Here is a 14,189-nt window from a genome sequence, read left to right as displayed (position 1 = left end):
ATCGACTAAAATAAAATAGTATTTTTTCATATATTTACTAATTATTTATTGTTTTTTTGTCAATTTAACTCATAATTTTATTCGCTGCACAGGAACAATATTCCTCTATTGAGAAAAAAGTCCTATAATTTTTATCCAATAAAATCCATCTGTTAAGCGCATTTCTAATCTGAATTTTTTAAACGATGTCGTATAAAATAGAAAACCGACTTAAGTTAAAAAACTGTTTACATATACAGGAAACAGTTTTTAACAAGTCGGTTTTTAAATAGCTTGCGAGTCTGATGTCTATGCGTCTAAATAGTTCAATACCGCAATGGTTTGTTTACGAACTCTATCTTTGCTGTATAGATAAAATAATGACAGCCCAGCTTATTTACTCAATTTTCTTTACTTTCTCCAATAATACAGAAATTTGTACTTTTTGATCTTCCGTTAAATCTCCCGACGGTTCCCGCACATAGGCACCAATTCCTACCCCTTGTGCAGCAACAGCCCCTTTAATAGCAGCAACAAATGGCTGTGAAATATCATATAAATGCATCAGCATCGATATTTTTTTCTGTGCCGTGGTGACCGCCTTAAAATCTTGATTCTTATATGCCTTTAAAATTCCTGAAAAAACATCCGGTACTACATTACTCATGCCACCAATTACGCCATCTCCTCCCGCCATGAGATTTGGAATCAAGTATTCATCATATCCTGATAAAATAGCAAATTCCGGACGTGCATCTTTTACTAGATGAATTAAATTACGCGTATGACTAATCGTATCCACCGTATCTTTAATTGCTACGATATGGTTAAATTCTTTCGCTAATTTTAATACCAGCTGAGGCTCAAGGTTGACTGCTGTTCTATCAGGGAAATTATAAATCATAATTGGCATGGTCGTACTCCGCGCTAAGTTGGCATAATAACGATATAATGTATCACTATCCAATTTAAAATAATATGGTGATATTACTACAACACCATCAGCTCCTGCCGTTTCCGCAAAATGTGTCAGAGCAATAACATCTTCTTGTATCGTACCGCCCGTTCCAATTAATACGGGAACTCTTTTATCTACTGTTTGTACGACAAAACGAATAAATTCTTTTTTTTCATCCATTGTGAAAGCAAAAAATTCTCCAATACTGCCTAAAAATAAAAGACCATTCACGCCTTGATCAATCAATCGATGAATCACAAGTTTATTTCCTTCAAAGTCCAATTTTCCTTGTTGATCCAAAACAGTAATGACAGGGGTAATCACACCTTTAAGCATAAGCATTCTCTCCTTTTTACTTATCTTATAATCAGATGATTCTTTTTAGACCCAGTAGAACAAAACTACGTGAATCAAAAACATTATTCCAAATACCCGCCACGCATTCCGGAGGCAGCATGCTCCGTATACCTCTTTAAAATTCCATGGCGTTTTTCGCCTTTTGGTTTTACCCAGCGCGCTTTCCTCATCGCTAAAACTTCTGCCACTTTTTCTGCTGTGCATTTTTCACCTGCGATCCCGATAATCTCTAAGCGGCGGTTTTCAAGATCAAGCTCAATTAAATCGCCATCCTCTACAAATGCGATAGGGCCACCTACGGCAGCTTCCGGCGATACATGCCCAACGCAAGGCCCTCTTGTCGCTCCAGAAAACCGTCCGTCAGTGATTAAAACAGTAGATGCGTTTATATTCGGATCTGCCATAATTGCTTCTGTCGTCATAAACATCTCGGGCATCCCCGATCCACGAGGACCTTCATATCGAATAAACATCACCATACCCGGTTCAATTTTCTTTTCTACCACTGCTTGATTACAAGCTTCTTCCGAATTAAATACTTTCGCAGGTCCAATATGTTGTTTCATTTTTTCCGGAACTGCTGAATATTTAATAACCGCACCTTCTGGCGCTAGATTACCTTTCAATATTGCAACAGTTCCATACGTGCTGGTTTCACGAATCGGATGAATAATATCTTCGCGTTTTAATTGATAGTTCCGCAAATAACCTTCCACCCTTTCAAAAAAACCATCTCGCTGCAAATCACTTAAATTTTCTCCTAATGTTTTGCCGGTAACAGTCATGACATCCAGATCTAAATAATCTTTTAAGATCCATTGCACCATAGGAATTCCGCCAGCAAACCACAATGTTTCTGTCGGATACCTGCCGCTTGGATTGATATTACAAATATGAGGAACAATTCGATTGATTTCATCAAACATTCGAATATCCAACGCATATTCCATCTCATGGGCAATTGCCGGCAAATGCAGAAATGCATTCGTAGAACCACCAATTGCGGCATGCACAACAATCGCATTCTTAAAAGCAGCTGGCGTAAGAATCTTTCGAACAGTGAGCTGCCGTTCAATCAAGGTAGTAATTTGACGGCCCGCTTTTCTTGACAATGCCAAAATGTCCCGCATCGTTGCCGGAATCAGTGCTGAGGTTGGCAATGCCAAACCAAGCGCTTCTGCTATACACTGCATCGTACTGGCGGTACCCATGAACTGGCATGCTCCGCAAGAAGGACAGCCCGTTTTTTTATAATGCATGACTTCTTGTGAGCTGATTGTATGTTGTTTTTCTCTGAGTGAAACTTCACCTGCTTTTCCGGATGTGCCCATATCCGGAGCTGGGCGCATACTGCCGCCAGGAATAAAAATTGTCGGCAAATCCAGCCTCGCTGCTGCCATTAAATGCGCAGGAATTGCTTTATCGCAAGATGAAATTAGAACGAGTCCATCCCAGGGAATACAAGAAGCATGGATTTCAACCATATCTGCAATAACGCCCCGAGATGCCAGCACATAGTTCATTCCGCTCGTTCCCTGCGCCCATCCATCACAAATATCTGTGACATGAAAAGTTGCCGGACGTCCACCTTTTTCATATACTCCAATTACAGCTTGATTGGTAAGAGAATCTAAATGATAACTGCCAGGATGACTTTCACCAAATACATCATCAATCAATATTTGCGGTTTATCAATGTCTTCTTCATCCCAGTCCATGCCCATTTTTAACGAGTCACTCTGCGCCCAAATTTTTCTTGCTTCTGTACACTTCGGAATCATAGCTACCATGTGTATCACTCCTTACATAGATTATAAAAGCATCCTAACACTGTAGCATTCTTACCTTCTGTCTGGATAAATCCCTACTCACCTCGCATAACATTTTAAAGAAACAAAGTTCGCATTATTCATTATTTTCAAACTTTTTAACATATTCTTATTTTGTTCTTGTATGTGAACTTAGTTCATTGTATTAGTTGTTTTTAGTATATCGTAATTTTAAAAATTTTTCTAGTACCTTTCATTCAGATCTGCATATTTTATTTAAACATTTCCTAATCGAATCGAAACATACCTAGCCATGGCACAGACAGCCTGTATGGCCTCGTCACGGAATGTATCGTTCAATCGTGTTAAAGGGAACGTTGCACTGATCGATGCAATAATTCGACTGCCTTTATCATAAATTGGTGCAGCTACGCATATCCCGCCCGGAATCACTTCCTGGTTGTCAATGGCATATCCATTCTTCGTAATCGTCAATAAATTTTCCTTTAAGACCGAAAAAGATACAATTGTTTTTTCTGTATAACGTTCCAATGTACGATCTTTGAAACGCATTTCTAAATCTTCCGAAGTTAAACCTGATAATAACACTTTACCGACAGCAGTGGCATGTGCAGGAATCCGATACCCTATATTTGTAACTAAACTCAAATCAGTTGTACTTTGCGCCTTTGCAATATACACTACGAACCTGCCATCTAAAATCGCAGCATGCGCGGTTGCTTTTAAATCATCACTTAATTTTTTTGTTGCCAAAGCAATTTCTCTAGATATATCCGTATTGTTTATACTGGCAGCTCCTAACTGCAGCAATTTAAGCCCTGGATAATACACTTTGCTTTCTAAATCACTATTAATATAATTGCGTGTAATTAAATCTTGTAAAAGATAAGAAAGTGAACTTTTTGGTATATCGAGCGCATCTCGAATCATACGAAAAGTTGGTGCCTTTGGTGAATTTACGATATATTCAAGAACATCCAGTACACGCGATGCAGATTTTACATTTATGTTTTTTTTCTCCGTCATACTACCTCCAGCTTATTCAGAAACATACATAGAACAGTGAATGTTTATCCATCGTCCTTGCATTCCCTTTTAACTTTACGAGTTTCTATTACTTGTTAAGAACTAATTGAGAAGAATCTTTAAATAACCGTCCGATTTTAACGTATTTAATTTTTAAACTAAATCTCAAATAAATAAAATTTCTTACAAAAAATTATACATTACAGAATTTGAAATAGCAATTCTATGCCTTTTCTATTAAACCTATAGCGAACACGATGAAAAATATAGAGTCGATCCAAAGTGAATATACCATTCATGCATTTATTTCATGCAGAATCGCTTGCTTTCACTTTCTATATTGAAACAAATTTACTGTCAACTTCCGCCTTGTTGACAAAGCTTTTATTTGTTTCTAGAATAAATAGGGGTTTGTCAATTTATTCGCATTCCTCCTTGCGTTTCTATTGCATTCTTCTGATATGAAGTACATAAAGCAGTAACAATTTATATTTATCTATCTAAACGAGGAGAATTATCTCATGCATAAACAAAAATTAAGTCAAGCCTACTACGCATTAACACACTGGCGTGATTTTAGGCTAAAATTATTTGGTGAAGGCATTCTTATTGGTTTCTTTGTTGGATTTGTCATCGTTGCCTTCCGTTACGCTCTTGAACAAGCAGAAATACTACGCACCATTTTATATCAGCATCTTCAAACAGATTTATGGATTTATTCAGTTCTTTGGTTTTTCGCTCTATTTTTAATCGCATATGTATTACATCGGTTTATTAAACTGGAACCAATGTCATCCGGTAGTGGTATTCCCCAGGTAAAAGGCATTATCTTAGGTTTAATGAAAATGCGATGGCTTAGTGTATTGATCACTAAATTTATAAGTGGTGTTTTAGCAATCGGTGCAGGTTTGTCTTTGGGGCGTGAAGGTCCGTCAGTCCAACTAGGAGCCGCTGTAGGCCAAGGAATCAGCCGTCAATTCGGCAGATCCAAATTAGAAGAAAACTATCTTCTAACCAGCGGCGCCAGCGCAGGTTTAGCTGCCGCTTTCAATGCACCTTTGGCAGGTGTTATTTTTTCTTTAGAAGAGCTTCACAAAAACTTTTCACCTGCTGTTTTGATGTCGGCAGTTGCTGCCGCATTAACCGCAGTAATGGTTTCACAACACTTTTTTGGCTACAATCCGGTATTTAATTTCGTCGGATTACCAGTCCTGCCTACAGAAAATTATTGGATTGTTCTCCTACTAGGGTTACTTATGGGGATATTAGGGATCGGATTCAATCGCTGTCTGATATTTTCATTATCCTGTTACGATCACATCCCGTTTTCTAACACTTTTAAAATAGCTTTGCCACTAATGTTCGCAGGCATACTAGGTTTTCTTCTCCCCGAAGTATTGGGCGGTGGCAACCATTTGGTGGATGAACTGGCCGAAAACTCCTTTTCTTTCATATTTCTTATCATCTTGTTCACTGCAAAATTCTTTTTTACTATGCTTAGTTTTGGTAGTGGAGTGCCTGGAGGTATATTTTTGCCCATGCTGGTGATCGGTGCCTTGGGTGGTAGCGTATTCAGCCACAGTTTGAATTTTCTCGGACAACTTGACTCATACTATAACACGACAATTATCGTATTTTCTATGGCTGCATACTTCTCAGCGATCGTAAAATCCCCAATTACTGGAAGCATTTTAATTATGGAGATGACCGGATCTTTCCAGCATATGTTCCCCTTAATCATCGTATCTATGGCGGCCTATCTCGTAACCGATATAGCAAAAGTCAAGCCTATTTATGAACAACTTCTAGAGCGGTCTTTACTAAAACAGGGAAAGATAGCGGCCCCGCTCTCTACGAATGACAAAATTATAATTGAAGTAGTCGTTGGTATAAACTCTGCATTAAATGGAAAACAAATAAAAAATATTATTTGGCCGCCTAATAGCTTATTGATTAGCATTAAACGAGGAGATCTTGAAATCATACCAAAAGGAAATACAAAGCTAATGATCGGTGACTACCTTTATATATTGGGAGCTCCTGAACAAGCACAACAACTTCATACACTAGCTGATACACCTCCTAATTGAGGTAAACGAAAAGACACAAAAATCTTCCTTTTTCAAAAAAGATTTTTGTGTCTTTTAATTTCAATCATATTACCTATCCACAATCTCATGAATCAACTTTGGCACATTGGCTTTGCAATCTATTCGTATGCTCTGATAAATTTTTTCAATGACATCTTCGACATTTTCTCGGTTTGCATGAATTGTAGCCAGCGCTTCTCCTTTTTGTACCTGATCGCCGATCTTTTTATGCAATATTACTCCCACCGACAAATCAATTTCTGAATCCTTTGTCACGCGTCCGGCACCAAGCATCATAGCTGCCGTGCCAACAGCATCCGCAATGATCTCTGATACCACACCATCTTCTTTTGCCTGAATATCAAACTGAAACGCGGCTTGGGGCAGTTTTTCCGGATGACTTATGACGTCTGGATCCCCACCTTGATTTTCCACAAATTCTTTAAATTTTGCCAAAGCTTTACCATTTTTCATTGCCTCTTGCAACATGTCTCTAGCCATTTCTACAGACGATGCCTTTTGTGCTAAATACACCATTTGACTGCCCAGCGTTAAACAAAGCTCTTCTAAATCTTTAGGCCCTTTCCCTTGCAAGGTATCAATCGCTTCTTTTACTTCCAAGGCATTTCCAATAGCAAAGCCCAGTGGCTGACTCATATCAGAAATTACCGCAATCGTTTTCCGACCAATACGATTGCCGATCTGCACCATAGCCTCTGCCAATTTTTTTGCATCTTCTTCTGTTTTCATAAATGCACCGGCGCCTGTTTTTACATCCAAGACAATTGCATCAGCACCTGCGGCAATTTTCTTGCTCATGATGGAACTTGCAATTAAAGGGATCGAATTCACCGTGCCTGTAACATCACGCAGCGCGTACAGCTTCTTATCCGCCGGTGTCAAATTACCGCTTTGTCCAATAACCGCAATTTTATTGCGATTTACCAATTCAATGAACGCGGACTTTGTTATTTCTGTATGAAATCCGGCGATAGATTCCAGCTTGTCAATCGTTCCTCCCGTATGGCCCAAACCACGGCCCGACATTTTAGCAACCGGAACACCAAGTGCCGCCACAAGCGGTGCTAATACCAACGTGGTCGTATCGCCTACACCACCTGTAGAGTGTTTATCTACCTTGATCCCTTCAACAGCCGATAAATCAACGGAATCTCCCGATCGCACCATTGCCATCGTTAAATCAGCACATTCTTTTTCCGTCATGTCTTGAAAGAAAATCGCCATGGCCATCGCACTTACTTGATAATCCGGAATTTGATCTTTGGTATATCCCTCAATCATAAAATCAATTTCTGCTGTTGCAAGCTCTTTTCCATCGCGCTTTTTCTCAATTAAATCTACCATTCTCATATAGGATTCACCCTCCAATCAATTCAGGTTTTTTAGAAAACTCGTACCGTAGGCTGGCATTTTCACTGCAAAATTAGCGGCAACTGTTGCACCAATATCAGCGAAGGTATTTCTGGTATCTAAATTTCCAGACTCTTTAAAACGGGGTGAATACACAAGCAGTGGAATATACTCACGCGTATGATCTGTACCTTTGTAAGTCGGATCATTTCCATGATCAGCCGTGATCAACAGTACATCCTCTTCCGTTAATTTATCAAGCACTTTCGATAATTCTGCATCAAATTCTTCGATTGCTCGGCCGTAGCCTTCAGGATCACGCCGATGTCCATATTTTGCGTCAAAATCTACTAAATTCATAAAACTCAGCCCTGAAAAGGATTCATCTAATAAATCAATAAACTTTGCCATACCATCTTGATTAGATGTCGTGCGAATTGATCGCGTAATTCCCTCACCATCATAAATATCTGCAATCTTTCCAATTGAGATCACATCAAACTTTGCATCTTTCAACGCATTTAACACAGTTGGTCCCAACGGTTTGAGTGCATAGTCATGACGATTGGCCGTACGTGTAAAACTTCCTTGCTTGCCCAAAAATGGACGGGCAATAATTCTCCCTACTTTATAAGGTTCATCCAAGGTTATTTCCCTGCAATATTTACAAATTTCATAAAGTTCCTCAAGTGGTACAACTTCTTCATGCGCGGCAATCTGCAATACTGAATCAGCAGATGTATAGACAATAATCGCGCCTGTTTCCATATGCTTTGCCCCAAGTTCATCGATAATCGCTGTTCCACTGGCCACTTTGTTGCCAATTACCTTGCGTCCTGATTTTTGCTCTATACGTTCAATCAATTCTGCCGGGAATCCTTCTGGAAAAACACGAAATGGCTTTTCAATATAAAGCCCCATCAACTCCCAATGTCCTGTCATCGTATCTTTACCATTAGAAATCTCTTTTGCTTTCCCGTAATAAGCCAAAGGTTTTTCAACGGGAGGAACGCCCTTCAACGTACGAATATTCCCAATCCCCAGCCTCGTCAAATTCGGAATCTTTAATGGGTTGCAAACTTCTGCAATATGCCCAAACGTATCCGCACCAATATCATCAAACTTCCCTGCATCCGGAGCTTCGCCAATCCCTAATGAATCTAACACAATGATATGCACTCGTTTAAATGACATATTTTTCATCTCCTTGATACCTCCAACCGTTTTTTAATTTTATTATACTAGAAAAATAAGTTAGAAGCATAAATACATTTAAGATAAATCTCCATTTTATTATGGTTAATATACCACTAGCTCCTAGAATTCATTCTACGCGACCTTTACATTACATGCCATTTAAGAATTATGCGAAAAACCGTCCTGATGTTCAGAACGGTTTTTCAATGCGTTTTGGTAATGCGGCAATCAAATGACGTCTTTAACTGCAATTTCTTGGTTTTTGGTTTATTTAAAGTTTATTCAAAACAAATTGCCTGTTTTAATGTAAAGAAATAACCCGGGAAATACAAATAGTAAATAAATAGCCGTTGTCAAAATAAAGGCAGCAATCGATAAATCAACATTGAGTTTGAAAAGTTTTGCTGTAACAACTGCATTAATTGCCGTAGGCGTCACTGCCAGCACCATAATGGTCCCTATTAAAACTTGATCGGTGAACAAAAATCGAATCATAAAATAGGTAATAAAGGGTGTAGCAATAAACTTAATGGGGAGCAGTTTCCAAATGGAAAGATAATATTTTTTCGCCTGCTTAAAATCGATCAAAAAACCAACTGGAAGTAATGCAAGCCATGCACCAATATGAATCAAGCTATCAAAAAACATTGACAAAGCAATCGGGCGTGGAACCTCATATATGGATAAAAACATCCCAACGATCATCCCTGCTACCGGCAACTGGTTCCAACTCAAAAACATCTGCCTTAAACTAAATTTTATCTTCTTTTTTTTCGCTGAACTTTCATGACCTTGATAAAAATATTGTGCCAAGGGAAAGCAGAATAAAACCAATACGAGATTTTGAAAAATCCCCACCATCTGTGCATAGGCAAAACCGATTTCGCCATACAAAATGAACGCACACAGCCCTCCTAATGTACCAATGTTTGAAAGAATCGCCGAAGATAAATAGCTGCCTCGTTCTAATGGATTCTCATATTGTCTCCCACCGAAAAAATACCCTATAACGCCTGGGATTACACAAAGAATAATACCAAAAAACGGAAGCCAAACTAGTTCAAAATTAAGTGGTAATACCCAGAAACTCAAAATAGATAAAATCGTACAAATAACAACTATATTAAAAGAAATCAACTTATTGCACAATTCATCACGCATCCAGTTTCCCTTCTGCAAATAATATCCTACAAGCAATGGCAATATTAAATCTGTGAGTACATATAAAATTCGCAAATTGCTCTCACTCCTTCGAAATAATACAACATCCTATTCACCATAAACTTTAATGTGTCGTTAAAATATCTTAAATTGGTTCTCTTGTTATTCTACACTATTTTTAACTTTATGAAAAATTACATATTTTTCAATATCAAATGGAAAATATGTCTTATTTAACGTTTAAATTTTACTGGTTTGGATAAACTAACATCTAGCTAAGGTACTATCATCTTAATGGTAGATATAAAGTTTAACTGATTGGCAGGAAAATTTATGTGGAAAAATTTCTTCGGCAAACTATTCTATAGCTTAAAACCTTCGCAAAAGAAGCGAAAGCTTAGACCCATACATAAAAAAGAAGGCACCGAATTTTATAATCTATCGGATGACGATCCAGTTCCTAATACTTCAACCATTGCAAAAGATTTATCTGTCAATTTACTCGCGATAAAAGATATCTTTAAAGATTGCAGTGATATCATCATCCGAGAATTCAAAGCTGGCACAAAACAAGAATTAGATGTTTTTGTTGTCATGATCGATGGATTAGTTGAAACAAGACTTGTAAATGAAAATCTAATAAAAGCTTTACTTTTATCCCGTCTTCCCATCCATAAGAGTAATGCCTTGCCAGTCATAGAAACCTCCATCTTACCGGTCACTTCTATAAAGAAAACAAACTATCTAAATGAAGCCGTTGATGCAGTATTATCTGGTGATACCATGTTGTTCATCGACGGGTCGGAGGTAGCAATCATTGCCTCTATTCGAGGTTGGGAATCAAGAAACGTCGAAGAACCTGACACCGAAGCCGTTGTTAGAGGACCGCGTCAAGGTTTTATTGAAACCTTGCGCAACAATACTGCACTATTGCGTCGATATATTAAAACACCGAATCTAAAAACAGAGTCTATCGATATTGGAACGCAAACAAAAACAGAAATTTGCGTCATGTATATTAAAGGAATTGCGAACGAAAAAATTGTTCAAGAAGTAAAAAGAAGATTATCCAGAATAGAAATTGATTCTATCCTAGAATCGGGTTATATTGAGGCCTTTATTGAAGATGCACCGTATTCTCCTTTTCCGACAGTTGGCAACAGTGAAAAGCCCGATGTCGTCAGCGGAAAGTTACTCGAAGGGCGAATCGCTATTTTAGTCGATGGTACTCCATTTGTTCTTACTGTTCCTTATCTTTTCGTTGAAGCATTCCAATCAAGTGAAGATTATTATCTTCGTCCATATTATACAAATTTTATCCGACCAATGCGTTGGTTAGCGTTTTATATCTCAACTTTTTTGCCAGCGCTTTACGTTGCCATTACGACTTTTCATCAAGAAATATTGCCGCCGCCTTTATTATTAAGCATTGCGGCGGCACAAGAAGGCACACCATTTCCATCAGTTATTGAAGCCATCTTAATGCAAATTATCTATGAAATTTTAAAAGAAGCCGGTGTACGACTTCCTAGACCGATCGGACAAGCGATTAGCATTGTTGGTGCGCTCGTTATCGGTGAAGCCGCGGTCTCTGCTGGACTTATTGGCGCGCCGATGGTTGTTATCGTAGCCCTCACTGCAATTGCCTCGTTTGTTGTTCCATCTTTGGGAGATGTCAATGTTCTCGCCAGACTTGGTCTTTTAATTTTATCGGGATTTGCCGGACTTTATGGTGTTATCATGGGGTTTGTCTTCGCACTGATTCACCAATGTTCTCTGCGGTCTTTCGGCGTACCGTATATGTCACCGATCGCCCCTTTCAATCTATCCGGAATGAAAGATGTTTTTATTAGAGTGCCTTGGTGGACCATGATTTCAAGACCCAACAGCTTAGACGGCGAAAATCTGCAAAGACAAAAGCATGATCAAATTCCGCATCCACCGAATAACGAAAACTAGAATACATACAAAAGAAAAGGGGGGCTTTCTACGCTAGAGGATGGCAAAATCAGTGCAAGGCAATTGCTTTTACTCATATTCATTTTTAGAGAAATCGTAAATTTAACATATTTCCCATTATTAAGTGCGCCACCGGAAAATCAAGATTTATGGATGTCTATCTTGATTGCTTTGCCTATTCAGTTAGCATTAACTGCTCCAGTTTACTTTTTATGGAGAAGATTTCCCAACAAAACAATTATTCAATACAGTTCAATTATTGCTGGAAAATTCGGCAAAATCATAGGCTTTATTTATGTATGCTTTTTTATTCATTTAACAGCTGTGCTTATGGTTGAATTTTGTTACTTTTTAGTCATTGTGATCATGCCCGAAACCCCCATCACATTTTTTCTCATTTCTTTTATGCTTGTCTGTGCGTATGCAGTGAAAAAGGGCATTGAAGTCATTGTCCGTTTAACAGAAATTTTTGTACCGGTTACAATCCTTGCTGTTATTGTCATCACTGTATTCATGCTCAAATTTATGGATTTCAAAGCATTGTTACCATTTATGGAGGACGGACTTTTACCGATCTTTTATGGCGGAGTTGCTGTGGCAAGCCGCTCTGTAGAAATTTTGGCTATAGCAATGCTTTTGCCATTTTTAAATGACTTTCGAAAAGTTAAATCTACAATTTTTTTCACTTATCTTTTAATTGATCTGAATGTTTTGCTCATTTCCATATCCATTCTGGCAATTTTTGGTGCGGCGGATGCCAAAATACATCTGTTTCCCTTCTATGAAGCAATTAAGTTAGTAAGCATCGGTGATTTTTTAGAACATATCGAAGTCGTTCATTTAGCCGTATGGTTATGCGGGATCGTAGTACAAGTTTCTATGCTCTATTATTTAGCTGCCTTGAGTATAGGCCAGCTATTCCAGTTAAAAGATTATAAACCTGTGGTATTACCATTAGGTACAATCATCGTTGCTTTAGCTATTTTTATCGCCCCAAATGTAGTTCAACAATTTGAATTTTTGAATTACAAAATTTTCATTTGGTACAGCCTGTTTGCTATCTTACTTATTCCAGCTCTTCTTTTACTACTATCTATTATTCGTAAAAAAGGAGAAAAGACATCATGTCCAGACAAAAAATCATTCACATAATCTTACTCGTAATACTCTGTCTCCTCCTAAGTGGCTGCTGGAATCGCCGTGAGCTGGGCAATCTAAGTATTGTGCAGGGCATCGGTATTGATAAAACAGAAGATGATCAGATAAATATTACAGTTCAAATTCTTAAGCCGGGTGCAATGAAATCAAAAACGGGGGAAGAATCGAATGAAAAAGCGATTTTTACTCTTTCAACTACCGGGAGAACAATGCAAGAAGCACTACGCTCTGCAACGACAGAATCAGATCGAAAACTTTACTTAGGACAAATGAAAATTATCGTCATCGGCGAGGAAGCGGCAAAAATGGGCTTTGCTCCACTGCTAGATCTATTCGACCGAGACCAAGAAGATAGGCGCACACGCTATATATTTATCGCACATGGTAAAGCAAAAGAGGTATTAGAAGCAGAGCACCCCCAAGAAAAACTTCCTGCAAAAGCAATTGAAAGCTTAGCAAAAGCAACTGTGGCTACATCTCAAATCGCAAAAATAACGACGCACGATGTTTTAAAAACACTTTCCAATAAAACCAGTGCGCCTTTTATTCCGGGGATTCGGGTTATAGAAGAAAAAAAGGATGAAAAAGTTAAGAAAAAATTAAGACTTGAAGGTACTGCAGTTTTCAATGAAGACAAGCTGATCGGTTGGCTGGATAAAAAAGAAACCCGCGGTTTACTTTGGATCCTAGGTCAAGTAAAAAGCGGTTCTTTAATCGTTGGCTCCCCCGGCGATGAAACTAAACCTGTCGGACTAGAGATCATAAAAGCTTCAAGTAATGTTGAAGCAAAGCACATCAACGAGAAATACGTTATGCATGTTAAAATTACTGAAATGGGTAATATTTCCGAACAATGGACAGATTTGCGCTTAACTACGCCCGAAATCTTTAAAGAAATAGAGGCCAAACAAGCAATCGTTATACGAGAAGAAATCGACGCTGCGATTGATAAAGCGCAAAAAGAATTAGGGGCGGATGTTTTTAAATTTGGTGAAGAAATTCATCGCGAGTACCCAAAAGAATGGAAAGAGCTAAAAACTCGCTGGCCAGAAGAATTTCAAAAATTAGAGATCGACGTAGAAATTAAGGCAAAACTTCGCAATATCGGTATGACTACACGAACAGAAAAAACGGCAGAATAAC

At 38.3% G+C, this 14,189-nt stretch carries 10 protein-coding genes; 4 read left to right on the top strand and 6 right to left on the bottom strand.

All coding sequences use genetic code 11. The annotated features are described in order from the left end of the window. Positions 1-376: 376 nt before the first annotated feature. From BN6559_RS15245 to BN6559_RS15235, 3 genes are all read right to left on the bottom strand, one after another. Entirely contained in the window at positions 377-1,273 is an 897-nt protein-coding gene (locus BN6559_RS15245; protein ID WP_110955524.1) for a dihydrodipicolinate synthase family protein, read from the bottom strand. 83 nt (positions 1,274-1,356) lie between these two features. Further along, entirely contained in the window at positions 1,357-3,084 is a 1,728-nt protein-coding gene (gene ilvD, locus BN6559_RS15240) for a dihydroxy-acid dehydratase (RefSeq protein WP_110955523.1), read from the bottom strand. A 255-nt stretch (positions 3,085-3,339) separates the two neighbouring features. Further along, positions 3,340-4,110, bottom strand: coding sequence for an IclR family transcriptional regulator (locus tag BN6559_RS15235; RefSeq protein ID WP_110955522.1), 771 nt, complete (start codon positions 4,108-4,110; stop codon positions 3,340-3,342). Positions 4,111-4,631: 521 nt separating this feature from the next. On the opposite strand from BN6559_RS15235, the gene BN6559_RS15230 reads away from it, so the two are divergent. Continuing rightward, positions 4,632-6,200, top strand: a complete 1,569-nt coding sequence (locus BN6559_RS15230) for a ClC family H(+)/Cl(-) exchange transporter (protein ID WP_110955521.1) — start codon at positions 4,632-4,634, stop codon at positions 6,198-6,200. Positions 6,201-6,269: 69 nt separating this feature from the next. Here the strand turns inward: BN6559_RS15230 and BN6559_RS15225 are convergent, their stop codons facing one another. The 3 genes from BN6559_RS15225 to BN6559_RS15215 all read right to left on the bottom strand — a co-directional run bounded on the left by BN6559_RS15225 (position 6,270) and on the right by BN6559_RS15215 (position 10,004). Next, positions 6,270-7,571: a pyrimidine-nucleoside phosphorylase gene (locus BN6559_RS15225; RefSeq protein ID WP_110955520.1), complete on the bottom strand. Its 1,302-nt coding sequence runs from the start codon at positions 7,569-7,571 to the stop codon at positions 6,270-6,272. An 18-nt stretch (positions 7,572-7,589) separates the two neighbouring features. Next, positions 7,590-8,774 carry a phosphopentomutase gene (gene deoB / locus BN6559_RS15220; RefSeq protein WP_110955519.1) on the bottom strand — a complete coding sequence of 395 codons (1,185 nt, stop codon included), beginning with the start codon at positions 8,772-8,774 and terminating at the stop codon, positions 7,590-7,592. Positions 8,775-9,050: 276 nt separating this feature from the next. Further along, positions 9,051-10,004: an AEC family transporter gene (locus tag BN6559_RS15215; RefSeq protein WP_110955518.1), complete on the bottom strand. Its 954-nt coding sequence runs from the start codon at positions 10,002-10,004 to the stop codon at positions 9,051-9,053. 258 nt (positions 10,005-10,262) lie between these two features. Between BN6559_RS15215 and BN6559_RS15210 the strand changes: the two genes are divergently transcribed. The 3 genes from BN6559_RS15210 to BN6559_RS15200 are packed head-to-tail and all read left to right on the top strand — an operon-like array spanning position 10,263 to position 14,188. Beyond that, positions 10,263-11,888 carry a spore germination protein gene (locus BN6559_RS15210; protein WP_110955517.1) on the top strand — a complete coding sequence of 542 codons (1,626 nt, stop codon included), beginning with the start codon at positions 10,263-10,265 and terminating at the stop codon, positions 11,886-11,888. Between the two features lie 48 nt (positions 11,889-11,936). Further along, positions 11,937-13,040 (top strand): GerAB/ArcD/ProY family transporter, encoded by a 1,104-nt coding sequence (locus BN6559_RS15205; RefSeq protein WP_110955516.1) that lies wholly within the window; start codon positions 11,937-11,939, stop codon positions 13,038-13,040. Continuing rightward, positions 13,013-14,188: a Ger(x)C family spore germination protein gene (locus BN6559_RS15200; protein ID WP_110955515.1), complete on the top strand. Its 1,176-nt coding sequence runs from the start codon at positions 13,013-13,015 to the stop codon at positions 14,186-14,188. The genes BN6559_RS15205 and BN6559_RS15200 overlap by 28 nt, the downstream gene beginning before the upstream one ends. The last annotated feature ends 1 nt before the right edge of the window (position 14,189 follow it).

It is taken from the genome of Massilibacillus massiliensis (assembly GCF_900086705.1).
Classification (GTDB): domain Bacteria; phylum Bacillota; class Negativicutes; order FLKF01; family FLKF01; genus Massilibacillus; species Massilibacillus massiliensis.
Note: the sequence above shows the minus strand (reverse complement) of the source record. Positions and strands in the feature narration are given on the sequence as shown.